At 62.7% G+C, this 24,351-nt stretch carries 26 protein-coding genes; 17 read left to right on the top strand and 9 right to left on the bottom strand.

The annotated features are described in order from the left end of the window. Positions 1–112 precede the first annotated feature (112 nt). From J5N58_RS17285 to J5N58_RS17255, 7 genes are all read left to right on the top strand, one after another. The gene (locus tag J5N58_RS17285) at positions 113–1,699 is read left to right on the top strand and encodes a Na+/H+ antiporter subunit D (protein WP_112830797.1); all 1,587 of its coding nucleotides are present in this window, start codon (positions 113–115) and stop codon (positions 1,697–1,699) included. After that, positions 1,696–2,169 carry a Na+/H+ antiporter subunit E gene (locus tag J5N58_RS17280; RefSeq protein ID WP_112830798.1) on the top strand — a complete coding sequence of 158 codons (474 nt, stop codon included), beginning with the start codon at positions 1,696–1,698 and terminating at the stop codon, positions 2,167–2,169. Before J5N58_RS17285 ends, J5N58_RS17280 begins: the two co-directional genes overlap by 4 nt. Then, positions 2,166–2,552 (top strand): cation:proton antiporter, encoded by a 387-nt coding sequence (locus J5N58_RS17275; protein WP_112830799.1) that lies wholly within the window; start codon positions 2,166–2,168, stop codon positions 2,550–2,552. The genes J5N58_RS17280 and J5N58_RS17275 overlap by 4 nt, the downstream gene beginning before the upstream one ends. After that, complete coding sequence (gene mnhG / locus J5N58_RS17270) at positions 2,549–2,887, top strand: monovalent cation/H(+) antiporter subunit G (protein WP_112830818.1); 339 nt, start codon at positions 2,549–2,551, stop codon at positions 2,885–2,887. The genes J5N58_RS17275 and mnhG overlap by 4 nt, the downstream gene beginning before the upstream one ends. 436 nt (positions 2,888–3,323) lie before the next feature. After that, the gene (locus J5N58_RS17265) at positions 3,324–3,752 is read left to right on the top strand and encodes a Ros/MucR family transcriptional regulator (protein ID WP_112830800.1); all 429 of its coding nucleotides are present in this window, start codon (positions 3,324–3,326) and stop codon (positions 3,750–3,752) included. Between the two features lie 197 nt (positions 3,753–3,949). Further along, positions 3,950–4,324: a helix-turn-helix domain-containing protein gene (locus J5N58_RS17260; protein WP_244711921.1), complete on the top strand. Its 375-nt coding sequence runs from the start codon at positions 3,950–3,952 to the stop codon at positions 4,322–4,324. Further along, positions 4,321–5,172, top strand: coding sequence for a DUF6456 domain-containing protein (locus tag J5N58_RS17255; RefSeq protein ID WP_244711919.1), 852 nt, complete (start codon positions 4,321–4,323; stop codon positions 5,170–5,172). The genes J5N58_RS17260 and J5N58_RS17255 overlap by 4 nt, the downstream gene beginning before the upstream one ends. 7 nt (positions 5,173–5,179) lie before the next feature. Here J5N58_RS17255 and J5N58_RS17250 read toward each other — a convergent pair whose 3' ends face one another. After that, positions 5,180–5,611: a SufE family protein gene (locus J5N58_RS17250; protein WP_244711917.1), complete on the bottom strand. Its 432-nt coding sequence runs from the start codon at positions 5,609–5,611 to the stop codon at positions 5,180–5,182. Positions 5,612–6,040: 429 nt separating this feature from the next. Beyond that, a complete protein-coding gene (locus J5N58_RS17245; protein ID WP_112830803.1) occupies positions 6,041–6,502 on the bottom strand; it encodes a DUF5330 domain-containing protein in 462 nt (153 codons plus the stop codon). Positions 6,503–6,956: 454 nt separating this feature from the next. On the opposite strand from J5N58_RS17245, the gene J5N58_RS17240 reads away from it, so the two are divergent. From J5N58_RS17240 to J5N58_RS17220, 5 genes are all read left to right on the top strand, one after another. Next, a complete protein-coding gene (locus J5N58_RS17240; RefSeq protein WP_244711916.1) occupies positions 6,957–8,504 on the top strand; it encodes a sensor histidine kinase in 1,548 nt (515 codons plus the stop codon). Further along, positions 8,476–9,528 (top strand): peptidoglycan-binding domain-containing protein, encoded by a 1,053-nt coding sequence (locus J5N58_RS17235; RefSeq protein WP_244711913.1) that lies wholly within the window; start codon positions 8,476–8,478, stop codon positions 9,526–9,528. Before J5N58_RS17240 ends, J5N58_RS17235 begins: the two co-directional genes overlap by 29 nt. A 125-nt stretch (positions 9,529–9,653) precedes the next feature. Beyond that, positions 9,654–11,102, top strand: a complete 1,449-nt coding sequence (locus tag J5N58_RS17230; protein ID WP_112830806.1) for a methyl-accepting chemotaxis protein — start codon at positions 9,654–9,656, stop codon at positions 11,100–11,102. Between the two features lie 74 nt (positions 11,103–11,176). Further along, positions 11,177–11,968, top strand: coding sequence for an aldolase (locus tag J5N58_RS17225; protein ID WP_244711911.1), 792 nt, complete (start codon positions 11,177–11,179; stop codon positions 11,966–11,968). A gap of 220 nt (positions 11,969–12,188) precedes the next feature. Beyond that, a complete protein-coding gene (locus J5N58_RS17220; RefSeq protein WP_244711909.1) occupies positions 12,189–12,821 on the top strand; it encodes a TetR/AcrR family transcriptional regulator in 633 nt (210 codons plus the stop codon). A gap of 386 nt (positions 12,822–13,207) precedes the next feature. On the opposite strand, the gene J5N58_RS17215 is transcribed toward J5N58_RS17220, so the two are convergent. Both J5N58_RS17215 and J5N58_RS17210 read right to left on the bottom strand, forming a co-directional pair. Next, a complete protein-coding gene (locus J5N58_RS17215) occupies positions 13,208–13,681 on the bottom strand; it encodes a VOC family protein (RefSeq protein WP_112830821.1) in 474 nt (157 codons plus the stop codon). 157 nt (positions 13,682–13,838) lie between these two features. After that, on the bottom strand, positions 13,839–14,030 hold the full coding sequence (locus tag J5N58_RS17210) for a hypothetical protein (protein WP_113442627.1): 192 nt from the start codon (positions 14,028–14,030) through the stop codon (positions 13,839–13,841). Positions 14,031–14,347: 317 nt separating this feature from the next. Between J5N58_RS17210 and J5N58_RS17205 the strand changes: the two genes are divergently transcribed. Continuing rightward, positions 14,348–14,698 (top strand): DUF1491 family protein, encoded by a 351-nt coding sequence (locus J5N58_RS17205; RefSeq protein ID WP_112830822.1) that lies wholly within the window; start codon positions 14,348–14,350, stop codon positions 14,696–14,698. A gap of 40 nt (positions 14,699–14,738) precedes the next feature. Here the strand turns inward: J5N58_RS17205 and J5N58_RS17200 are convergent, their stop codons facing one another. After that, a complete protein-coding gene (locus J5N58_RS17200; protein WP_244711907.1) occupies positions 14,739–15,827 on the bottom strand; it encodes a DUF2336 domain-containing protein in 1,089 nt (362 codons plus the stop codon). A 319-nt stretch (positions 15,828–16,146) separates the two neighbouring features. Between J5N58_RS17200 and J5N58_RS17195 the strand changes: the two genes are divergently transcribed. Beyond that, positions 16,147–16,338 carry a hypothetical protein gene (locus J5N58_RS17195; protein ID WP_112830810.1) on the top strand — a complete coding sequence of 64 codons (192 nt, stop codon included), beginning with the start codon at positions 16,147–16,149 and terminating at the stop codon, positions 16,336–16,338. A gap of 174 nt (positions 16,339–16,512) precedes the next feature. Here the strand turns inward: J5N58_RS17195 and J5N58_RS17190 are convergent, their stop codons facing one another. Beyond that, on the bottom strand, positions 16,513–17,061 hold the full coding sequence (locus J5N58_RS17190) for a DUF1254 domain-containing protein (protein WP_113338894.1): 549 nt from the start codon (positions 17,059–17,061) through the stop codon (positions 16,513–16,515). Further along, complete coding sequence (locus J5N58_RS17185) at positions 17,054–17,641, bottom strand: DUF1214 domain-containing protein (protein ID WP_112830812.1); 588 nt, start codon at positions 17,639–17,641, stop codon at positions 17,054–17,056. Before J5N58_RS17185 ends, J5N58_RS17190 begins: the two co-directional genes overlap by 8 nt. Positions 17,642–17,868: 227 nt before the next feature. On the opposite strand from J5N58_RS17185, the gene J5N58_RS17180 reads away from it, so the two are divergent. Together J5N58_RS17180 and J5N58_RS17175 are read left to right on the top strand one after the other, a co-directional pair. Then, a complete protein-coding gene (locus J5N58_RS17180) occupies positions 17,869–18,435 on the top strand; it encodes a hypothetical protein (RefSeq protein WP_244711905.1) in 567 nt (188 codons plus the stop codon). Positions 18,436–18,648: 213 nt separating this feature from the next. After that, positions 18,649–19,758, top strand: a complete 1,110-nt coding sequence (locus J5N58_RS17175; protein WP_113338892.1) for a hypothetical protein — start codon at positions 18,649–18,651, stop codon at positions 19,756–19,758. A gap of 297 nt (positions 19,759–20,055) precedes the next feature. Here the strand turns inward: J5N58_RS17175 and J5N58_RS17170 are convergent, their stop codons facing one another. Together J5N58_RS17170 and J5N58_RS17165 are read right to left on the bottom strand one after the other, a co-directional pair. Then, positions 20,056–21,252: a GGDEF domain-containing protein gene (locus tag J5N58_RS17170; RefSeq protein ID WP_244711902.1), complete on the bottom strand. Its 1,197-nt coding sequence runs from the start codon at positions 21,250–21,252 to the stop codon at positions 20,056–20,058. A gap of 208 nt (positions 21,253–21,460) precedes the next feature. Beyond that, on the bottom strand, positions 21,461–23,638 hold the full coding sequence (locus J5N58_RS17165; protein ID WP_244711900.1) for a transglycosylase domain-containing protein: 2,178 nt from the start codon (positions 23,636–23,638) through the stop codon (positions 21,461–21,463). A gap of 239 nt (positions 23,639–23,877) precedes the next feature. Here J5N58_RS17165 and J5N58_RS17160 point away from each other — a divergent pair, with 239 nt between their 5' ends. After that, positions 23,878–24,342 carry a YcgN family cysteine cluster protein gene (locus tag J5N58_RS17160; RefSeq protein WP_113338891.1) on the top strand — a complete coding sequence of 155 codons (465 nt, stop codon included), beginning with the start codon at positions 23,878–23,880 and terminating at the stop codon, positions 24,340–24,342. The last annotated feature ends 9 nt before the right edge of the window (positions 24,343–24,351 follow it).

The following is a 24,351-nucleotide window of genomic DNA, read 5'->3' as shown; positions in this document are numbered from 1 at the left end:
CTGATGGTCGCCATCCGGCGGCCATCCTTAAATCCGCGATCACCCCCCTCAAGGCGGAGATGCCCGGCAGGGCAGAGGGGGGTAACTCCCTGCCATCGGAGGAGCGCCTCTGATGGCCGCATCGTCCCCCGTCGATTTCTCCCGCGCCCTGGTGATGGCACCGGCTGCAGCAGGCGACTGGCTGGTCATCCTGCCGGTGGCGCTCTGCCTCGCCTGTGGCGCGGTGCTGATGATGCTGCGCCAGTCGACCCGGCTGCATCCCTATATCGCCATCGCGGGCCTCGCCGCTCTGGTGCTCACCGATGCGGCGCTTCTGGCGCGCGTCGCCTCGCAAGGGCCGGTGACGATGATGATGGGGCGCTGGCTGCCGCCCTTCGGTATTGCCTTCACCGTCGATCTCACCGGCGCGCTGCTGGCCTTCACCGCCGCCATCGTGGCGCTCGCGGGCGGGATCTACGCGATGAAGGATATCGGCACGAGCGGCCGCCGCTACGGTTTCTATCCCTTCCTGATGGTGATGATGGCCGGCGTCTCCGGCGCCTTCCTGACCGGCGACATCTTCAATCTCTACGTCTGGTTCGAAGTGCTGCTGATCTCCTCCTTCGGCCTCCTGATCCTCGGCTCGGAGCGCGAACAGATCGACGGCGCGCTGAAATATGCGGTGCTGAACCTGATCGCCACCACGCTTTTCCTGATCGCCGTCGGCTATCTCTATGCTGTCTTCGGCACGCTCAACATGGCCGACATCGCCAGCAAGGCCGGTGAATTGCCGGAGAGCGCGCCGCTGATGACGTTGTCCGCCCTCTTTCTTCTGGCCTTCGGCATGAAGGCGGCGGCCTTTCCGGTGAATTTCTGGCTGCCGGCCTCCTATCATACGCCCCGCATCGTGGTCTCGGCGCTGTTTGCCGGCCTGCTCACCAAGGTCGGCGTCTATGCGCTCTTGAGGGTCGTGGTCATGCTGCTGCCGCTCGAGCGCGAGGAGCTGAGCCTCGTGATCGCGGTTGCCGCATCGCTCACCATGGTGCTGGGCGCCATGGGCGCGCTGGCGCAATCGGATATCCGCCGCCTTCTCGGCTTCGTCGTCATCTCCGGCATCGGCAACATGCTGGCCGGCATCGCCATCGGCGGCGGGACGGGCCTCTCTGCCGCCATCGCCTATGCGCTCCATTCGATCGTGCTGATGACGGCGCTCTATCTTCTGGCGGGGGAGGCCGCCCGCCGGGGCGGTTCCTACCGTCTGGAAGACCTCGCCGGGCTCTGGAGCGCGGCGCCTGCCTTCGGCGGCCTGTCGCTCGCCCTGTTCTTCGCGGCAAGCGGCCTGCCTCCCTTTTCCGGCTTCTGGCCCAAGGCCATGCTGGTCAAGGCCTCGCTCGACATTGGTGCGTGGTGGCTCGCCGGCGCGGTGCTTCTGTCGGGCTTTCTCACCACCATCGCCTTCGGCCGTCTTTTCCTGCTCGCCTATTGGCGACCGGCGCCCGTATCCGCCCCGACCGGTGCGGACGGCGTTCCGGCCGCGGGCCTTCCGGTTTCGAGAGCGGGCTTTGCCGCGATCCTTCCGGTTGCCGCGCTTGCCGCCCTCGTCGTCGGCTTCGGCGTCTTTCCGGAGCGGCTGATCGCCGTCAGCTTCGATGCTGCCGTCGGGCTCGGCGATCCCTCGGCCTATTATCTCTCCGTCTTTCCTGAAGGAGGGGCGCCGTGAACCTCTATATCGTCAATCTGCTGATGGCCGTCGTCTGGGTCGCCGTCACCGGCAGCGCCTCGCTGCACAACCTTGTCCTCGGCTTCGTGCTTTCGATGCTGGCGCTGCGCCTGATCCGCGAACGGCTCGGCGGCGCGCGCCACGCCGTGCGCCCGCTGCGGATTCTGGCGCTTGCCGGTCTGTTTTTCGTCGAACTGGCGAAATCCGCCTGGAAGGTGGCGCTGATGGTGATGAAGCCGAGGATGGAGGTGCAGCCCGGCATCTTCGCCTATCCGCTGACGCTCACCCGCGATTTCGAAATCGGCTTGCTTGCCAATCTCATTACGCTTACCCCCGGCACGCTCTCCGTCGATGTCTCAGAGGACAGGAAGACGCTCTACGTGCACGCTCTCGACTGCTCGGATGTCGAAGGCGCCCGCCGCGATATCGCTGCCGGTTTCGAGCGCAGGATCAGGGAGGCCTTCGAATGACCGCGACCGACGCCCTCATCGGCATGGCCTGCAATTTCGCGCTCGTCGTGCTCGGGCTTTCGCTTCTGCTCACCGTCTACCGGGTCGTGCGCGGGCCGACCCTGCCGGACCGGGTGCTGGCGCTCGACATGCTGGTCGGCATCGCCATCGGTTTCATCGCCGTCATCGCCATCAGGACGCGATATGCGCTCTATGTCGATATCGCCATCGCGCTTGGCCTTGTCGGCTTCCTTGCAACCGTCGCCTTCGCGCGTTTCATCCTGGCGCGCGCGCTGGTGAAGGGGCAACCGGCCGGGGACGGCGCGGTGCCGCTTGCCGAAGCGGGCGGCGGTCCCGGCGCCGCCGGTCCGGTCAACGATCCGTCCCGGAAAGGTTCCGACTGATGGCCGTCATGGTTTCGATCGTCACCCTTGTGCTCATCGTCGCCGGCGCTCTCTTCGCGCTGGTGGCGGCCATCGGCATCAACAGGCTGCCGGATCTCTATACCCGCATGCATGCGGCCTCGAAGGCCGGCACGGTCGGATCGGGATTGCTGCTTTTGGCGCTCGGCCTGCATTCCGGCGATGTCGCCGTTTTCAGCCGCGCGCTTGCCGGCTTCTTCTTCTTCATCCTGACGGCGCCCTTGTCTGCGCATCTGCTCGCCCGCGCCGCCCATAAGGCCGGCTACACTTTATCCACTGTTTCCGTCATGGATGAATTGAAGAACAAGACGCCTTAAATACTGGCTTCTTAAGTGCCCTAATATTCAGGATGTTTCACTATCGGTGCGGTTGCAGCATTGGCGGAAATTGCAATGTCTAAATTAAAAGGTGAGCAGGCTCCCCATATTTGGTGAAAAATATTAAGTGGACTTTTGTCCGAATGGTGATAATCGATTTAGTCGAGCACAGATCTTGAGAACTTGGCTGTTGCAACGGAAAATTCATCCGGCATTTGTTGTATTCAAAAGTACTACACTTGGGAGGGGTTTCGCGTCGTTGTAAAGACAGGTGCGGGATCGGGCAGGTTTTGTCCACCGCGTCAGCCGGAATCTAGGGGTGGATTCCAGGTCGGAAACGGCAGGGTCGTCACGGAGGCATCACCTGTTTGCTTAAGGAGTGGCGTTTGTCTTGCGGCAGGCGTCTGGCAGGCATTTTTTGAACAGGAGAAGTGAAATGACTGAAACCGCATATGGCCAGGGCCATGATCTGTTGGTGGAACTGACCGCCGACATCGTGGCGGCCTATGTCAGCAACCACGTGGTTCCGGTCGCAGACCTTGCCAATTTGATTTCCGACGTCCACTCGGCGTTGAGCAATACGTCTGCGCCGGCGCCCGTCGTGTCGGTGGTTGAAAAGCAGAAGCCGGCGGTCGCCGTGCGCAAGTCCGTGCAGGACGACCAGATCATCTGCCTGGAATGCGGCGGCGCTTTCAAGTCGCTCAAGCGCCACCTGATGACCCACCACAATCTCGGCCCGGAAGAATATCGCGAAAAGTGGGATCTGCCGGTCGATTACCCGATGGTGGCGCCTGCCTATGCCGAGGCGCGTTCGCGTCTCGCCAAGGAAATGGGCCTCGGCCAGCGCCGCAAGCGCGGCAAGTGAGCCAGAGCCAAAGCAGAAGAACCGGGCGTCAGCCCGGTTTTTTTATGCCTGAATAGAGGAAATTAATCCCATATGAAATCATCATTTTAAGGAAATATCCAACGGATTCAGGGAATTTTGTGGAGCATGCTGCTTTTCATGTCCCCGTTTTCCGCTAGTGTTGTATGAATAAATTCCTACAATTTAGGAGTATTCATATGTCACCCGATAGTGCCGTTCCTTCCTCCCTGCCGGGTCCTGCGAAAGCTTCGCCCGCCCACCGCATTCTCTGCATGATCGTGCGCCAGATTACCGCCGAACTGCTGGCCATGACCGGCGACGGCAGCAAGGAACGCAGCGATCGCCGCCGCGCCGTTTGCCATGTGCGGCAGATCGCCATGTATGTCTGCCACGTCGCCCTTCAGATGCCGCTTGCCGAGATCGGCGACGCCTTCGGCCGTGATCGCACCACCGTCGCCCATGCCTGCCATGTCGTGGAGGACCGCCGCGACGATCCGGCCTTCGACGCTTTCGTCGCCATCATCGAGCGGCTGGCTGAGACGCTGCTTCTTCTTCCCGGGAGCCGCGCATGAAGAAGAAGGGTGTCACGGAAGCGCACACGGCCCGCAAGGCCCACGACGACGCTGGCGATCCCATCCGTCGTCCGCTCCTCAGGCTTCTGCGCCTGTCGCTGAAAGGCCCGCTCGTCATCGCCGGCATGGAGGGGGAGACCGCAAGCCTTGCGCTCGCGGACGGGCGGACGGTTCCGGTTCCGGTTGCGGTGCTGCGCCACGCCGTATCCTCAGGTCTTCTGGTACGGGATGGAAGCCGGCTCTTGTCCTGCGAGGGAACGGCCACCTGGCTGCGCCGCGCCATGGCGGAGGAGGCCGACGACGCCTTCGCGGACCAGCATCGGGACGTCGTTCCGGCGACGATCGAGACCGGGGAGGGGCGATCCGTCACCCGCCGCAATCTGGCCGAATCGCCGCTTTCGGCGCTTTCACGCCTGAAGGAAAAGTCCGGCGGGGCCTATCTCGTCGAGGAGGCGCTCGCCGCCGGCGAGCGGTTTGCCGCGGATTTCGAGCGTGCCGGCCTGCAGCCGCGCATCACCGCCTCCTGGGAGCCCAGGCTTGCCGGCCGCATGCGCGCGCAGCCCGCAGCCGCCGGAGATCTCACGGACTCGGCACTCGGCGCCCGCAACCGCCTGAATGCGGCAATCGAGGCTATCGGGCCGGAGCTTTCAGGCGTTGCGCTCGATGTCTGCTGCTTCATGAAGGGATTGGAGACCGTCGAGCGCGAGCGCCAGTGGCCGGCACGCTCCGCCAAGCTGATGCTGCGCACGGCCTTGATGGCGCTTGCCCGCCACTATGCGCCGCCGCCCCAGCGCAGTCGCCGCGCTCACCGCTGGGGTGCTGAGGATTACCGTCCCGAACTCGGATGAGGCGGGGTCAGGATGCCGCCGAAGCGACCAGATGGCGGGCGGCCTCCTCGCGGATACGCTGGATCATCGAGCGCAGGCCGTTGGCGCGCTGCGCCGATAGATGCTCGATCAGGCCGATCTGGGAAAACAGGTCGATGGCGTCGAGCTTGGCGATCTCGGAGGCGTGCTTGCCCGAATAGGCGGCAAGCACGATTGCCACCAGACCGCGCACGATGTGGGCGTCGCTGTCGCCGGAAAAATCGATCACCGGGTCGGCGCCCTCGTGCACGCGGGTGGAAAGCCACACCTGGCTTGCGCAGCCCTTCACCTTGTTTTCCGCCGTTTTCTCGGCTTCGGGCAGATCGGGCAGCGCCTTGCCGAGTTCGATGACATAGCGATAACGATCCTCCCAATCCTCGAGATAGGCGAAGTCGTCGATCATCTGCTGCAAGGTCGTCATGGGTCGGAAATCCTTCCTGTTCCCTTGGATATAAGGGATAGCTCGCAAAGATGGAACAGTTCTAAAGCATGTCGCGCGAAACTATAGTGCGGTTTTACGCCAGCGACATGTCCAGCGTCATGCCCGGCGTCTTGCAATGAAACGAGGATTTGGAGCGTGCGGAGCGAGTCTGGAAAGTTGCGACCCTTTTCAGGAGCAACCCGCAAGCTGGACAGGTGTTCCGCCCGGCCTGCTCCAGGGATCGGCGGAACCCTATCGTCTTCCGCCGGCGTGAAAGAAAAAGGCCGCACGGTTTTTTCCGCGCGGCTCGGCAATATGGCCGTAAGGTCCTGTGGGACAGGCAGACAGGCAACGGAACCGGTCGGGAAATCCGGAAGGCGGTTTCGATGCAAGCGGGTGGCGGGGCCGGTTCGGTCCCGGAGAAGTGGTTCAGAGCTTCGGCGGCGTATAGGGCTTCGGGCCGTTGCCGTTCTTCGGGCGCGGCTCCGGCGTCACCGTGCCGGTGATGATCTCGGAAATGGTGGTCGGCTCGGCGGCGGTTTTCGCCTCGGCCGTAGCGGCGGGAGCCGGCTTCAGCGTCATGGCCGGCGCGGCGGGTTCAGCCGTGTTCTGGTCGGCGAACTGGCTGTCGAGGATCTGGTAGGCGACATAGGCGCCCTCGCGGGCCCGGTGGCCGAGCGCGGTCAGCGTTTCCGCGCCCTTTTCGCAGACGTCGGGCTTCTCGGTGCAGATGGCGGAGATATATTGGTAGGCATCGGTCACGACGGCGATGGCGTCGCCGACGGCGACCTGCGGGCCGGTCGCTTCATCATTGGCGGGCCGGGTGCTGAAATAGGACAGCGCGACCAGCACCATCGAAAACCAAAACGTTCCCTTGATTAGAAACCACATCGTCTTCACCAATCCCGTGTTGCCGGTCCTGCCCGGCCTGCGCCGGGTTGTTTCCCGGTCGTCTTCAGCGACACTACGGTGGGGGTGCAAAGATCGCTTTGCAAAACTCCCTCGGATTCGCGCAAAATTCGATTAAAAGTTGAACGATTGGCCCGTTGATGGACATTCGTGTCGAATTGTAGCGACCGCCGTTAAGCATAACTATGGCGAAGCCCCGGCAATCCACCGGCTTTGCCGCGACCGCGCTGCCACAAAGGTTAATGCGGTTGAGAAATATGAGACAATTCCGTCGCTTACGCCCCGTTAACCACGATTTTGAAAGCTTCCCGGAATTGTCCCGATATGGGCCAGAGAGGGCCTGCGAAGGGCTTTCGAAGGCCCTGCCTTATCTTTTCCTTAAGCGCGGAAGGCCTATGTTCGGCTCACGAAATGAGTCGTTTCGCGGGTATAAGTCGTGTTGGTATTGCGTAACATTGCGGGTAGGGCGGAGGCGATCCTGGATCGTGCGGCCGGCAACTGCCTGTCGTGGAGCGCCGATGGAGACCCGGTCGAACCCGGCGAGGTCGTGCTGGTGCGCCGCCTTGCCGCAGGCTTCGTTCTGCCGCTCGTCGCGGTCCCGCTTGCTCTTGCCTATCTCCTCGGACCGGCCACCGCGCTGCCGCTCGGCGTCGCGCTGGTGATTGCCGCCTTCCTCGTCTGCTGCGTCCTCTTGGTCGCCGGTCATCGTTATGGCGCCGCCCTGCGCCGCAGCGAGGAGAAGGAACGGCCGGCGGGGCTCTCGGTCGATTTCTGCCCCGGCCTCGTGCTGTGCCTCGATCCGGTCGGCATCGTGCGCTCGGCCGGCGGCCGCGACCGCGACTGGTATCTTTCTTTCCTGCGCGATCCCTTCGATCGTCCCTTTGCCGAGCAGGTCCATGTCTCCGATCGCATCGCCTTCGTGCAGGCGCTTGACGAACTGCGCCAGGGTGTGGATGCCGAGGTGATCGACCTGAGGCTCGAGCGTCCGGTTCTCGGGCTCGATCACAAGCAGTTCATGCATGTACGTCTGGACATGTCGGCCGAGCGCGCCGCCGATGGAAGCCTTCGCGCGATCCATGTCCAGGTGCTCGACATCGCCGGCGAGATGCAGATCCGCGACATCGCCGCCCGCAGGCAGGACGAGGCCGTGGCCGCCCATGAGGCGAAGTCGCGCTTCCTCGCTGCCGTCAGCCACGAACTGCGCACGCCGCTCAACGCCATCCTCGGCTTCTCGGACATTCTCGCCGGCGAGTATTTCGGCAAGCTCGAAAACGACCGTCAGCGCGAATATGTCCAGTTGATCCGCCAGTCGGGCGCTCATCTCCTGTCGGTGGTCAATGCCATGCTCGACATGAGCAAGATCGAGGCCGGCCGTTACGAACTGGTGCTGGAAACCTTCCCGATCGCCGAAGCGGTCGCCGAATGCGAAAAGATGCTGTCGCTGCAGGCCGCCGGCAAGGGCGTCGCTCTGACGAGCCGTGTTCAGCGCGGTCTCGGCGAGGTGGTGGCCGATGGTCGCGCCGTCCGTCAGGTCTTGATCAATCTCGTCGGCAATGCCATCAAGTTCACGGAAGCCGGCGGCGCCGTCATCATCGATGCGATGCGCGAAGGCTCGGACCTGAAGATCGTCGTCAGCGACACCGGCATCGGCATTGCGCCCGAGAAGATGGCGCTGGTCGGCAGGCCTTTCACGCAGATCCACGACGATCTGAACCGCGGCCACGAAGGATCGGGCCTCGGCCTGTCGCTGGTGAAGGGGCTGACCGCCCTGCACGGCGGCACCTTCCGGATGGAAAGCCGTCCGGGCGAGGGCACGGTGGTCACGGTAACCTTGCCGGCGGATGGTTCGGGGGCGGCCGCCATTCTCGCCGGCGGGGACAATATGGTCGAGTTTCCGCCACGGCTTAAGCCGCTGGAAATGCAGGTCCGCGAATTGGGCAGGAAAGAGACTGTGTATGACGAAGCGAAAGCGAAAATCGCCTGAAAGGAAGCCGGCATCGCGGGTGCCGGGCTTGCTTTCTGCGGGGTTTGCCGCGCTCGTGCGCGGTGCCTCCCGCCATCCACGCCTGATCGGCGGGGTGGCGAGCTTTGCCGTTGCTTTCGGTTTCGTCGCCGCCAATGCGCTCTGGTACCAGCCGGGTCGTCATCCCTCGCCGATTTTCCGCACGCGCGACGCTTCCGATTTCAACGCGCTGGCCGGTGTCGCCCGCAATCCCATGCTGGAACAGGACCCCGCCAACACCACGACCTTCAAGATCGAGCGTGCTCCTGCCGAGGGTGAGGCCGTGGCGACCGAAGCTGCCGCCGTCGAGCGGGCCGAAACCCTTCCGCCGAGCGGCGATCTCGATGGCGACGGCGTGAGCGAGCTTGCGGTTGCCGTGCAGGCGGAACTTGCCCGCCGCGGCCTTTATGCAGGTGATCCGGACGGCGTGATCGGGCCGCAGACGGAAGCGGCGATCGCCCTTTTCCAGAAATCGGTCGGCATGGAGCCGAACGGTCTCGTCAGCGACGAGCTTCTGGCGGCGCTGAGGGTGGACAACAGCGCCACCGCCGCCGTGCCGAAACAGCGCCCGCCGACCGATGTCTCGTCGCAGGACGCCGCAAAGGACCCGGTCGCCGCCGCGATCCGCAGCGCCGAGAAGGCGGTTGTCACCGCGCCCGCCCGTTCGGCCGCGAAGCCGGAAAAGACCCCGGCGCAAACCGCGGCAAAGACCATTCAGGCGAAGCCGCCCGCGCCGCAGCCTCCGGCTGCCATTCCGGCTTCCGCGAGCAACGACGATGCCGAGGCGCAACCCGCGACCCTGACTGCCGCGCCCGATCCCGGCCTCGTGATGGAGATACAGCGCGGCCTGTCCAACATCGCCTATACCGACGTCCGCATCGACGGCGTGGCCGGCGAGGCAACCCGCGCCGCGATCCGCCGTTTCCAGCGGCATTACCGCCTGCCGGAAACTGGCGAGCCGAATGCCGCGGTGCTGAAGAAGCTCAAGGATATCGGCGCGCTCTGAGCGAGAGCACCGGACTTGCCAGGTACAAAATCGCGCCTCGGTTGTGGCGACTTTGACCATTCCAACCTTTGCAAATCGTTAACTGCTGCGACCGATACTGTTCTCGGGCTGGGAGGACCGATTGCATGAGCGCCGTGGAAAGACTGTTGCCGGAGGAAGAGTCCGTTTCGACCGGCTCTCCGCATGCCGATGCGGATGCGCTCCGCAGCATCGTCGGCAAGCTCGCCAGGGAGGCCTCGACGCTCGGCGTCGATCTGGTCGATATCGCCGGCGCGATCCAGGACGTGGCGGCGATGTCGAAGCGCCATTCCGATACCTTCGATGCGGTGACGCGCACCGCGCTTGCGATTGCCGAAACCAACAACGATGTCGCCTCCACACTGCGCGCGACCGATGAAACCGCGGCCGAGGCCCGCCACATGCTGGGCGATTCGGCGAGCCGGCTTGCCGGCGCCGTCGACAAGATCGACCGGATGGTCGCGGTCTCGCAGGAGATTTCGAGCGAGATCGGCACCTTCGCCGTGTCGCTTTCCAATGTCGACAAGGTTGCCGAGGAGATCGGTTCGATTGCGCGCCAGACCAATCTCCTGGCGTTGAATGCCGCAATCGAGGCGGCGCGTGCGGGCGAGACAGGCAAGGGCTTTGCCGTCGTCGCCGCCGAGATCCGCGCACTCTCGCTGCAGACCTCCCAGGCGACCGGTTCGATCCAGGCGATCCTCAACGAAATCCGCAGCAGGATCGCAAGGCTCTCCGAGGCGGGCAGGGGTGCCAGCGAAAGCGCGCTTGGCGTGCGTGACACCTCCCAGGCGATGAACCAGTCCTTCTCCACCATGGAGGGCGTCATCACCCGCATTCTCGACGGCTCCTCCGCCATGGCGAAGACCACGGAAATGGTCGACCGCCAGTGCAGCGATTTCGTCACCACCCTCGGCTCTGTGGCAAAGGAGGTCCGGCAGTCGGACGCCGCGCTTCAGAACGCGGCGGTCCGGGTCGATAAGGTTGTCAATCTGTCGGAGACCCTGATCCAGCTCACCGCCAGCGCCGGCATCGAGACCGAGGACAGCCGGTGGATCGACACCGCCCGCGATGTGGCGGCGGCGATCTCCTCCGCCTTCCAGCGCGCCGTCGATGGCGGCCGCATCGGGTTGTCGGCGCTTTTCGACCAGGCCTATCGGCCGATCCCCGGCACCGATCCGGTGCAGATGCTTGCAGCCTTCACCGAATTTACCGATCGGGAGCTTCCGGGCATCATCGAGCCCGTTCTCGCCCTCTCCGACCGCATCGGCTTCTGCGCGGCGGTGGATACCAACGGCTACCTGCCGACCCATAACCGCAAGTTTTCCCAGCCCCAGCGCCCCGGCGACCCCGTGTGGAACGCCGCCAACTGCCGCAACCGCCGCATCTTCAACGACCGTGTCGGCCTTGCCGCCGGCCGCTCGACCGCGCCCTTCCTCGTTCAGACCTATCGCCGCGACATGGGTGGCGGCAATTTCGTGGTGATGAAGGATATCTCCGCTCCGATCACAGTCTCGGGCCGTCATTGGGGCGGCCTGCGCCTCGCCATCCGTGTCTGAGCCGGTTGTGGCTGCCGGGCGGCTTGCATCGTCCGTCAAAGCTTTTAACCATGGGCCATCAAGGAGATTCCCCGATGGCCCATGAACTGAACCGCCCCGATCCGGCCTTTGCCGTCCGCCGCAACGTCAACCTCGAGACGGACGAGATCTGGCAGGCCCGCGTCGATCTTGCCGCCTGTCTGAGAACGGCGGCGCGCCACGGGCTGGAAGAGGGCATCTGCAACCATTTCTCCGCCGTCGTGCCGGGCCATCCCGATCTCTTCCTCGTCAACCGCCTCGGTTATGCCTTCGAGGAGGCGAGCGCCTCCAACCTCTTGATCTGCGATTTCGACGGCAACGTTCTCTCCGGCGATGGCGAGCCTGAGGCGACGGCCTTCTACATTCATGCCCGCCTGCACAGGATGTCGCCCCGCGTCGGCGCCGCCTTCCACACCCATATGCCCAACGCCACCGCGCTCAGCATGCTGGAAGGCGAACCGCTGGTCTGGGCGGGCCAGACGGCGCTGAAATTCTATGGCCGCACCGTGGTCGACGAGGACTACAACGGCCTGGCGCTCGACGAGCGGGAAGGCGACCGCATCGCCGCCGTCCTCGGCGACAACGACATCCTGTTCATGAAGAACCACGGGGTCATGGTCTGCGCCGCAAACATCGCCGAGGCCTGGGACGATCTCTACTATCTGGAGCGCGCCGCGGAAGTGCAATTGAAGGCGATGAGCACCGGCCGCCCGCTCCTTCCGGTCAGGCCCGAGGTGGCCGCCGCCGCGGCCCGCCAGATGCGCGACGGCGACCCCGAAAGCGCCCGCCTGCACCTCGAAAGCATCAAGCGCGTTCTCGACCGCAAGGACCCGGACTACAAGCTCTGAGGTGCGGGACGGCGGGGCTTCGGGCGGTTTTCCGGGGCGGGACGCGCGTTGACGCAAAAACGGAGCGGAGGCGAAGTCGTCGGGTTGCGCAGCGGCAGGGCAGAGGGGTGCCCCACGCCCACAGTTCTGTCGCCCACCCGTGGATTCCGTTGTCGCCGGAAATGTTCTATGAGCGTTGCAAGGATTGCAGCGAGACGACGAAGAGATGCCGGGAGAGGCAATGACGGTAGGCAAGAGCCGTGAAATGACGGGCGTTGCGAAAAGCACGCTTGCAGGCGCATTGCAGGACAGCGGGATGAGCGACCGGCATCGCGATATCCTCGAAGCGGCCGCCGCCCTCTTTGCCGAGCGCGGTTATGCGGCGACCTCGGTGCGCGATATCGGCGAGCGGGTGGGGCTGCTCGGCGGTTCGCTCTATCACTACATCAAGTCGAAGGAAGCGCTGTTCGTCCGCATCCACGATATCGCCCTGCAGGTGGCGGAGGACCGCATCCGCGCGGCCATCGCGCCGCTGTCCGATCCGTGGGAACGGCTTGAGGCGGCCTGCGTCACCATGATGGAAATCCAGCTCGATCCCAATTCGCTGACCATGCCGCTGATGAACGACTTCGCCTCGGCCCCGGCGGAGATCCGCGAACGGCTGGTCGAAAAGCGCGATACCTTCGAACTCGTGTTCCGCGACCTGATAGCAGCCCTGCCGCTAGATCCCGCGCTCGACCGCGGCGTCTATCGCCTGCTGCTGCTGACGCTGCTCAACAACGTCTCCGGCTGGTATCGCCCTGGCCGCATGACCCCCGACGAACTCGGCCGCCAGATCCTCCGCATCTTCCGGCACGAGGCGGCGAGGGGATAGCTCCCGCACGCAGCCTGCGCCTTTCGGCACATGGCCGCCCGCCAGTGTCCGGTTGGCGGCAATTGTCTTGTCAAGGCCGTGGCGTCCTTCNTAGCTCCCGCACGCAGCCTGCGCCTTTCGGCACATGGCCGCCCGCCAGTGTCCGGTTGGCGGCAATTGTCTTGTCAAGGCCGTGGCGTCCTTCCCGTCATGCCGGACCTGTTCCGGCATCCAGCGGCGCGATGTCCATCGCGCGAAAGACTCTTATGCGATCAGGGACTTGATCGCGCTGGCCGGAACACGTCCGGAATGACGATGGTGGGTGCGGCACTGTCCGGTCACGACAGACGGTTGGCGTAGGATTTCGCCCCCCCGGCCCCATCCCGCAACACAGCTGCCGGAAACCGTCAGCCGCGCCGCGCGGCCTCGATGGCGGCGACGTCGATCTTCTTCATCGTCATCATCGCGTCGAATGCCCGCTTCGCTTCGGGGCCGCCTCCGGTGAACGCTTCGGTCAGGGTGCGCGGGGTGATCTGCCAGGAGATGCCCCATTTGTCCTTGCACCAGCCGCATTCGCTTTCCTGCCCGCCATTACCCACGATGGCGTTCCAGTAGCGGTCGGTTTCCGCCTGGTCCTCCGTGGCGATCTGGAAGGAAAAGGCTTCGCTGTGCTTGAAGGCCGGCCCGCCATTGAGGCCGATGCAGGGAATGCCGGCGACGGTGAATTCCACCGTCAGGACGTCGCCCTGCCGGCCGGACGGAAAATCGCTCGGAGCCCGGTGAACGGCGCCGACGACGCTGTTGGGAAAGATCGACGCATAAAAGCGCGCCGCGGCCTCGGCATCCCGCTCGTACCAGAGGCAGATCGTGTTCTTGGCAATGGTCATGGCGTGTCTCTCCTCCCTTGATCCGCCCGGCGCAACGCGCGGCGGTTTCCTGCTGAATTGTGCCGGACCACGAAGCGCCGGATTGCCGTCGTGTCGTGTGTCGCGCCCGGTTTCACCGGGAGCGCCCAGGGTCCGTTCAACCTCGCATTCGTCAGCGCGGCGTCGGCGTCGGAATGGTGCCGTGGTTCGGATCGTTCACATCCTGCCGCTGTCGCTCGGGCCCGGATCTCGCGGTTTCGCGCCGCCGGTCCGCCTGCCGGATCGCCCGGATGCTGGTCGCCTCGTCGATGAGATCGGTCAGTTCGTCTTCGGACAGACCGGACAGATCGAAGGTTCTTGCCATGATACTCTCCTTTACTGGCTTCGTTGTTCGGGGAGGTAACGCTGGACGTCGAAAAACGTGCCGTCGCATGGCGAATTTCCTGCGAGGAGGCAAAACGATAAGCCCGGGCTCTGACAATGCCCGCCGGAGCGGGAACCGGCTTCGCTTTGGAAATTGCAGGAGAACGAAGGGAGGAAGCCCCGAAGCGCTGCCTTCTCGCCCGCTTGCCGGCATGTCTTGCCGGCTGCGCGATTTACACAAGGCGGCGCCTGCCCTATTCGGGCAGGGCCGGCACCCATCCTGCGGGTGCCAAGACCAGTTCCGGGGATCTGATCGCCATGCGACTTCGTTCCGATATCTTCGTGTCGGCGCTTCTGCGCCGGGTCTTCGCCGCCGGCGGCTTTGCCGCGGTGGTCTCGAAGGGCGTCGAGGAAGCGGGTGCGATCTTCGTCAGGCAGCGGTTCCGCGACGGGCTGGAAACGCTCTACGGACCGGCGCCGCAGGCCCTGCTCGGCGAGGAGGATCGCGACAGTCGCCTGTTCGAGGCGAGGCTGGAAAAGGCGGAGCCGGAAGCGGTCGACGAAATGCTTGCGCGCGAGCGCCGCTGGGACCCGGATTGCTGGGTGGTGGAGCTTGAAACCGACGAGATCGGCGACCTTCTGCCCATGGCGAAGGAAGGCAGGCCATGACGGTTCTCGGGCGCGGCTGACCCGGCCGGAAGGCTGGCCGTCAGCGCTGCCGCGCCTTCAGCACCTGCGGGCTGTGTTCGTCGACGCTTTGCAGGATCGCTGCGACGGGCTTGATCGCCTGCGGCTTTGCCGGCGCGGTCGTGGGTTCCTCGCCGCCGGCGGAATGGAAGGTGTAGCTGTCGGCGCGGCGCCAGGTATCGACCCGTTCCTCGCATTCGATCGGATCGAGGCTTTCGATCAGCCGTTCGGCGCGGGACATGCCGCCCTCGTCGCGGGAAAGATGCGGATAGAGGCTTTTCAGCACGAAGGCGATTTCGGCGGGCGCCATGGCGACCCCGACAAGCGTGGTGGCAAGCTGGCGGCCGGAAATATCGAGCAGGATGCGTTCTGCGAGCCAGCGGCTGGAAGACAGTGTGTCGGCGAGCGTCGTGGCGAGAAGGCCGGCCTCCCGGTTGCGGGCGAAGCGCACCAGGAGCGCCTCCTGCAGCGAGGTGACGGTCCTGAGGCCGAGGCGATCGGCGGGCGGACGGTTGACATGGGCGGTGAGCCGCCTGATTTCGCCGCGCAGTTTCTCCTCGCGCTCCAGCCGTCCGCCATCGGCGGCGGCCGGTCCCGATGCCGCCGCAGCCTCCGTCGCCGATGGGCCGCTCCGCTCGCCGTCCGGGGTCGTTGCAGCCGGTTTCGGGTGCTCCGCGGGCGTCCGGCTCTTCGGCGCATCGAGATGCCGCATTCCGACCAGCGCATCGATCACGGTGGGCGAAAGCGCCTCGCGCCGGACGATGGCGCGGGCATGCGCGGCCCCTTGCGTGCGGGCGATCATGATTAGAAGGTCATCGGAAAGGCAGGGCGAGGAGGCGAGAAAGGGGGCGGCGATGGCAATCGGCTGGGATGCGATGAAGAGGGCGACGGCGGTCGGGATGTTGGAGCATTGGGAAAGGGCCGCGACCGCCTGCCGTCTCGCCTCTTCGCTGGAGGCGTGGAAGAGCGGCGTGAAGAGTTCGGCGAACTGCCTGAGTTCCGACTTGGTGGGGAAGGCGATCTCATCGAAACTGGTGACGGTGGCCATCAGCACTACGTCCTTCTTCCTTACGCCCACCGGCTTTTCCAGCTCACGAAACCGACTGTTCATGATACGACCCACGCTCACGCAATACCCGTGTTCCAGATTAGAACGAATTTGTTAGCAAGCTGTTAACTAAGCTGTGGCCAAATCAGGGCATGGGGGTGCATAAGTATGATTCGTGTATCTCTAATTTAGTGCAGTTCGCGTGTCCCTCCCGGTGGGTGGCTTTTAGCTCCGGCAGGTTCGCGCTGAGAAAGGCACGATTGGCTCCGGCCCATGGGCCGCATGGCATTGCCGTCCGCCGGAGACGTGCTGGCCCTTCATCGAAAGGGCAGGGTGAGATCGCACGTCCTCATCCGTCTCGATCTGGAAAACGGAGACGAGAATGGCGGAAATTATCAGGATCAAGGATCGGTTGTCGCTGGCGGACAGGCGCGTGCGACGGGACGGGACGGCGGCGCAAATCCTGCTGTTCACCGGCATACGCTACGAGCGTTACGAGCCGCCGCGGATAACAGAGAAACGCCTGCCGGCGCTGCCCCGCCCGCTCGACGGCGGCATGGACCAGAGGCCCTGACGCCTGCGGCTGGACGTCTGTCGCGAAAGGCGTCGAGCGGTTTTGCTTGCCGCGACGACCGGCAGCACGACAAATAGAGCGCCGGCGGCGCACCCGTTCCCGGCAGTGTGCGGCAGGGCAGAGGGGGGGCGGAATGCCGCCGCGTCAGAAACGCCCGAACCCAAAAGACCGGGCTCAAAGCCCTTCCACGGGCGCGCAGACGGCCTCATCCAGGAAGCTGTCGGCCTGCTCCTCGAGGCTCGGCTGCGGCGCCATGGCACGGAGCACCGCATAGCCTGTATTGCTCCTTGCCTCGACGATGATCGATTCCGTCAGGGCGGCGACCGGTGTCTTGCGGATTCTCGCCATCTGCACGGGGTTTGCCACCAGCACGTCGAGATTGCCCGAGACCGAGGTGCGGTCGTTCATGCTGAAGATTTCGTTGGAATTGGCGTCGTAGAGCGCCAGCGACCAGAAGGCCGGCCCGCGTGGCGCCAGCAGCCGGAGCGGACGCCGTTCGATGTCGAAATGACAGACGGCGACCCGGAGATAAGGATCGCCGTTGGAAAGTCCGGCCGCATCCGGCGTGTCGGCGAGCGCATAGAACCGGTTGGCATTGCCCTCCGCCTTCACCCGCGTATAGGCGTCGCGGCCGGTATAATGCGGCAGCGAGAGAATGATGATGATATGCAGCACCACGGCGCCGACGAGGCCGGTCGCGACGGCATAGAGGAATTTATTCATTGCCGCACCCGATCGTCTCGACCTTGGGCATTTCGAGCCCGATCAGCCCGGAACTTCCCGCCGCCGGCGTATCGAGCAGCGTCAGCACCAGCGAGAAGCGCCCGGCATCCGGCAGCGCCAGCCAGTTGCCGGCATGGGCGGTGGGCGAAATCACGATCTCGAAGCTGCCGTCGCGCTTGCGCAGGATGCTCTGCGAATTATGCGAGCCGGGAAGCTCGGCCCGCGTCGAAAGCGGCCGCCCGGCGGCATCGGCGGCATAAAGCGTCCAGAAGCGGGCGGTCGGCGTGCGCCCGGAGAGCCGGTAGCTGCAGGTGCCGATGAGCTGGCGGCCGCTCTCGTCATGGGCGGCGGTAAACGTCAGCCCTTCCGCCGAACCGTAAAGCAGCCGTCCGGCCTTCGCCCGGTGGGATTTCGCGTAAGGATCGGCGGCATCCGTCTGCGCCTGCGGGAAGGCGCTCCACACGCCAAGCCGGATCGCGCCGAAGCCGACCGAGGCATTGAGCGCCGAAAGCGCCGACAGGATCCCGCCGCCGAAGGCGATGACGAGCGTAACGGCGATGAGCAGTGGAACACGCAACACGGCTGGCTCTGGACCCTCTTGAAATGCAACGCGGCCCGCCCCGCGCCGGGTTCCAGCGGTATCACTGATTCTGGGGAAGGGGAAGGCGAGGGGTGTGGTGACGGAACTCACCGATTCATGCGTTATCCAAGCTTAGAATGTCCGCTTGCGACTTCGTCGCTAGTACTCCATTCTGAATGGCAACTAATATAACCTTCTCCTATGGTTGCTTGAAAATGGAGGCAGTCATGAAGCGATTGTTGGGAATGTCGGCAGCACTTTGTCTTTTTGCCAACGTCGTTTCGGCGGCCGATACAATTTTGTGGAAAGAGGTTGGCGGATGGGGAGTGTACATGGACCCATCCCTAGGTAATGGCTGCTTCGTATTGAACGTTTATGAAGATGGTACACTCCTGCGGCTCGGGTTCAATTTTACGGTGAAGCCAACGACCATTTATCTTGCGCTTGGTAATGACAAATGGAAGTCGCTGGAGGTTGGTAAGGATTATCCTATCCAGATTCAGTTTGATCGCAGCCCTGTCTGGGATGCAACCGCTAGCGCTATTGAGATGAACCAATCGAAATTTCTTGTCGTGTCTACAACCGACCCGAATTTTGCATCGGAATTCGCTAGCAAGCTGAGCATGCGTTCGACCTTCTCCGGTCGAGAAATAGCGCATCTGCGCTTGAATGGATCGGCGAAAGCCATTTCTGAAATGCTGAACTGTCAACAAGCGGTCAATTCGACCAAAAAATCTGATCCCTTTGAGGCAGATCCCGGTGTGAAGAGCTCGAGTGATCCATTCGAACTTTAGGTAAAAACCCTAATTTTCTTGATGGCCTCAGAAACTTTGAGCTACGGTGTCTTCCGTTAATGGTCACCAAGTTGGACAAGTTGCTATTGTAGAGAATCAAAACGCCAAAAATTGATCCGCTTGTGTCTCCTTAAAATTGTAGAAAGGCCTTTTGAGAATCGAACAAAATATATCTAAATACTCTAGAAATAAATATATTGTGATGGATTGGCAATGGAATACAAAAATAAAAGAAGCGTTTTTGATTATCTGCAATCGATAGATAAGAAATTGGAGCTTATTGTAAAATTCATTGGGTATTTTAGTATATTTATTATAACGCCATCATTTTTCTTGTTTGCTAAGTTTGGATTAGATATAAAGGAATATTTTTATGGCCGCGAATTGAGCGAGGGTCAAAAAGAAATAGTCGCTTTAATAAAAAGCAGGGGGTATGAGGCTAACGAGGAAGGAGCTTTGTTGGCCTTAAGGGAGAATTCTCCTTTGTTTGTTGATTACATACGTGCTGAAATTCTGCCAGAATCAGCGCTAGTTACTGCAGAACTTCTTGAGGTGTGGGCGTCCGGACACCAACTCAATGGTGATTCGGAGGTATTTAAGGGGTGGTTGCGTAAGGATCCTGCTGTTTTGAAGGATCTTCGTCCTGCGCTTGATGACGCTAATCAGTTCATCAATCGTATCTCGGTGGATGCGGTGTTCGGCAATGTTTCAGAAGTGTGTGTCGCGCTAGGAAAGAATGTCGATGAGGGCGCTTTCGGCTATGCGATCGGGCAAACTGCCGATTGTCAGTTGTCCTTTGTTGAGGGCACTATTGGCGTATATCTGTCAAATCTAATAAAAAATACAAGATACTGGAATGAACTCGTTGGGATTGCTCAGCCTCCGGATGTTCCGACGGAGAATGTCGTCCGAATTGCCACGCTCGCCGACCTTGACGACAAGGCGAGTGAGAGGCAGTTGACGCCGATTACTCCCGATCTATTTGACGATGTGTACGATGGACGCATGTATCGCTTTAAGGTCGACGCTAGAGAATATGGAACGTTGGCACAAATTGAATATGAAAATGCCTATCGGCTTGCTGTCGTCAATCAAGACGTCAAGCTTAAGAAGAAAGAGGTGTTTAAAATAAGGCTATTTAGGAATTTTTCCGATGAATGGTATTATAAGTATTGCCGCCAAGGAGATACGTGTCTGATTGATTTTAATGGTATTTTCTTCGATAATAAAGTTTTCCTTACTAAGGTGAATGGAGTTGAGGCTGGAGATGAAGAACTTTGGGCTTATGTAGACAACGGCGATGATTGGAGTGATAGCAAATAACGGAAATAATTTTTTATATTACGCGATGATATTGTTGTCAACGAAATGATATTAAGATTGACTTGCGTTTACTGTTTGAGATATATTTTCAGGCGGCGAGGTGGATAGGATGCTGGTGCTAGGGCCTGAGGTGATTGGGTATTAATCTTCCTCGTTGTCGAAATGAGATAAGGCGCAAGCAGAGTTTTGCTCATGCAAGTGTGCCACAAGAAGCGCTTAACGCCTCCGATGACAGCCCCTCAGAGTTTTCCGCGATCCCTGTAACCTCCGCGAACAACCTCCATCGCACCCACCCCCTCAAGCCGCATCCGTCCTCTCGCCTTCGGCTGGCGGGCCGAAGTGCCAGCCGTTGCGGCCGTCGGCCTTAACGGCGTAGAGGCCGCGGTCGGCGGCGTCGAGGGTTTCGGAGAAGCTGGCTTCGTCGGCGATCGAGCCGCAGCCGATACCGATGCTGATGGTCACGTGGCGGTTGCGGTCGCCGGTGTGGTCGTGCGGGATGGCAAGCGCCCGGACGGCCCGGCGCATGCGCTCGGCGAACATGCCGGCGCGGGCGGAATCGGCAAGCGGCATCAGCGCCAGGAATTCCTCCCCGCCATGGCGCGACAGGTGGATTGCGTCGGGCAGTTCGCGGCGCATGCTTTCGGCGACGGCGCGCAGGCAGGCGTCGCCGGCGCTGTGGCCGTAATTGTCGTTGAAGGCCTTGAAATGGTCGATGTCGATCAGAAGCAGCGCCGATTGCGCAAGGTCCTCCGCCCGATACCAGCGGCGAAGCCGCGCCAACTCGGCCTCGGCGCCCCGCCGGTTGGGAAGCTGGGTCAGGGGATCGGTGACCGACAGACGCTCCAGCTCGCCGTTCTGGCGGGAAAGCTCGCGCTTCAGCGCCTCGTTCTCATGCGCCTGCAGGAAGGCGATCTGCCGCTCCGCCTCCAATTGGTGGCTGGAGATGAGCGTCAGCGCCGCCGTCGGTATGTAGAGGGCGAGGTGATAGAGCACGTAATCGAGGCTGACGCCCTTCAGGAACCAGATGAAGCCGTAGTTCAGCAGGAAACAACAGAGCGTCGCGTAGAGCGTGATCTTCAGGGGAGCCCTGACGGCGATGGTGATGACCATCTGGAACACCGCCGCGGCATAGTAATAATGCAGCGCCGCCGGGCTTTCGCTTGTCGTCAGCACGATGCACCAGACGAGATTGCCTGACAGCACCACGGCGAGCGTCGCCGCCTCCTTGCGGGCGATCGGCCGCCGGCCCATCTGGTATTGGCTGAGCGCCATCGCCAGCGGCAGCATCAGCCCGAAGCGCAGCGACAGCGACAGCCAGACGATGTCGCCGAGCAGCATCGCGTCGACGGCGGCATAGATCAGATAGAACAGCGTGACGGTAAACGTGGTCTGGTTCAGCGAATGGCTGCGGGCCACCGCGCGGTCGCGCTCATAGGCCGAACGTTGTTCGTCCGTCAGGCGCGGGCGTGGGTCCAGACCAAGCCAGTTGTCCATCAAACATCGTCCAAGGCGCGAAAGAAAAGGGAAGCCCCGCTCGGGACCGGCGCAACAAATAGGTCGTTCGACTTAATCAGCCTTTAAAGCAACGAAAAACGCGCCTGAAACAGGCGGGCTTGACGCTCCGTGGTTAACGGCGGGTAACCGTCGCGGCAAGCGGCGTTTCAGCCCCGGATACTAAGGGGTTTTTGCCGGTCCGACCGTCTCATTCCGAGCCACGCAGTTCGGCGCTCGCAAGCTTCTGTATCGGCCGGGCCGGCGGCTTCGCTTCCTTCAGCATGCGGGCGATATCGCGAATCAGCCGGGTCGAGCCCGCCGACAGCGAACGCGGCCGGACCGGGGCGGGCAGGGCATCCTCGCCGTCCTTCGGCGCGGCCTTTGCCACCTTCTCGCCGGTCACCTCCTTGCCCGGGTTCTCGAAGCCGGGAATGGGCCTGAGATCGATGCCCTGATGGGCATAGTCCATCAGCTTCTTGAAGGTCATGGCCGGCACCGAGCCGCCGGTCATGTTGTTGGTCGAGGTATAGTCGTCATTGCCGAACCAGACGGCGGCGGCGTAGTTGCCGGTGAAGCCGCAGAACCATGCGTCGCGATAGGCCTGCGTGGTGCCGGTCTTGCCGCCCGTCAGAACCCCGTCGACGGCGGCGCGCCGCGCCGTGCCGATATAGGGAACCTTGGTCAGCATCTGCAGCATGGAATGCGCGGCCTGCTCGGAGAGGACGCGCTCAGGCTGCGGTTCGTCGCGGTCGAAATCGTAGAGCACGTCGCCATTGTAGTTCATGATCTGCTGGATGCCGTGGCGGCGCGACTGGTAGCCGCCGGTCGGAAACACCGCATAGGCGGTCGCCTGGTCGAGCACGGTCACTTCCGAGGTGCCGATCGGGATCGTCACGTCTTTTCGGATGGGTGTTTCCACGCCGAATTTCTTCGCCTCCGCCATAATGTCGTTGATGGCGTTGGGGCCGAGCCTGTCCTTGGCGAGACGCACCGGGATGGTGTTGATCGACTTGACCAGCGCCGTCTCGATGTTGATGCGGCCGGCATAGCTGTTGCCGTAGTTCTTCGGGCTCCAGTTGCCCCAGGAAATCGGGCCGTCGGTGATCGGCGTCTCCGGGGTGAGCCCGCTCTCCATGGCCAGAGAATAGGTGTAGATCTTGAAGGAGGAGCCCGGCTGGCGCAGCGCCCGCGTGGCGCGGTTGAACTGGCTTTCGCCGTAGTCGCGCCCGCCCACCATGGCGCGCACCGCCCCGCCGTTCTCGATCAGCACCAGCGCGCCCTGCTTGACGTGATAGGCCTCGCCATATTCGCGCAGGCTGGAGGCGACGGCCTCCTCCGCGGCCTTCTGCAGGCCGGTATCGACGGTGGTGCGCACGACAAGCGAATGATCGGGGAATTTCGCCGCGATCCTTTGCACCTCGTCGAAGGCCCAGTCGAGGAAGAAATCCGGTGCCTCGGCCTGGCCGCGGTCGACCACGGTCGCCGGGTTGCGCCGGGCGGCGATCACCTGTCCCTCGGTCATGATGCCGCCCTGCACCATGTTGGACAGCACCTCGTTGGCGCGGGCGCGGGCCGCCGGCAGGTTGACATGCGGCGCGTATTTCGCCGGCGCCTTGAACAGGCCGGCGAGCATGGCGCTTTCGGCGAGCGTCACCTCGGTGATCGGCTTGCCGAAATAGAATTGCGAGGCCGCCGCCGCCCCGAAGGTGCCGCCGCCCATATAGGCGCGGTCGAGATAGAGCGAGAGGATTTCCTTCTTGCTGAGATTGGCCTCGAGCCACAGCGACAGGAAGGCTTCCTTGATCTTGCGCTCGATCGAGCGTTCATTGGTGAGGAACAGGTTCTTGGCGAGCTGCTGGGTCAGCGTCGAGCCGCCCTGCACGACGGAGCCGGCCTTGGCGTTTTCACTCATGGCGCGGATCAGGCCGAGGAAGTCGATGCCGAAGTGATCGAAGAAGCGGCGGTCCTCGGTGGCGAGAACGGCCTTGATAAGATGGTCCGGCAGCTCGTCGATCGGCACCGAATTCTCGTGGATGATGCCGCGATGGCCGATCTGGTTGCCGTAGCGGTCGAGGAAGGTGACGGCGAAGTTGTCGTGGTTGCGCCAGTCCTTCTTGGTCTCCTCGAAGGCCGGCTGGGCGAGCGCCAGAAGCACGACGAAGCCGGCGGTGCCGAGCGTCATGCCTTCGCCGAGCACCTCGAAGAACAGCCTTTTGAGGCCGCGCACCCGGAAGCGGCGGAAGAAGATGGTGATCTCCTCCCAGGCTTCGGTGAATTTGAAGCCGGCGTTCCACAGCGTGGAATCGATCCAGCTATCGATGCGCAGGAAGATATGGCGCTTGAGGCGCGGCTTCTTTTCCGGTTCCGGCGGCAGGTTGTCGGCCACGCAATTGCTTCCCAGGAATGCTGCGGACAGGCGTCCGCGACTGTCGATCCGGACCGTCCGATAAGGGGGTGCCCGGCAAAACGCAGCCGGCCCCTGGATCGTTCGACCCTTGACGCGACCGCCGGCAGGGGCCAAGAGCATGACGAACCGGCCGGCAAATCGGTGAATGCTGATAGATTGTCGATTTGTACGCAAAGAACAAGAAAAAAGCGGGGCGCAGTCTGCCCCGGTGACGGGCGATGACCGAACTACCCTACTGGAAGACCAAGACCCTTGCTGAAATGACGCTTTCCGAATGGGAAGCGCTGTGCGACGGCTGCGGCCTCTGTTGCCTCAACAAGCTGGAAGACTGGGACACCGGCGAGGTGGTGTTCACCTCCGTTGCCTGTCGCCTGCTCGACGGGGAAAGCTGTCGTTGCAAGGATTATGAAAACCGCAAGGCGACCGTGCCGGACTGCATCCAGCTTACCGTCAAGGGCGTGGACGAGATCGGCTGGTTGCCGCCGACCTGCGCCTACCGGCTGATCGGCGACGGCGAGGATCTCTACTGGTGGCATTATCTCGTTTCCGGCGACCGCGAGACGGTGCATGCGGCGGGCATCTCCGCCCGCGGCCGCACGGTGTCCGAAGAGGACGTCGATGTCGAGGACTTCGAGGACTACGTGGTCGACTGGCCGCTGAGGGTGGGAGAGGGCGGCCGCTGAACGCCGCTG

Origin of the sequence: Paenirhizobium cremeum (assembly GCF_022884085.1) — a bacterium.
In the GTDB taxonomy this organism is placed as follows: Bacteria; Pseudomonadota; Alphaproteobacteria; order Rhizobiales; family Rhizobiaceae; genus Allorhizobium; species Allorhizobium cremeum.
The sequence above is the reverse complement of the archived record's forward strand: the minus strand, read 5'-3'. Positions and strand labels throughout refer to the sequence as shown.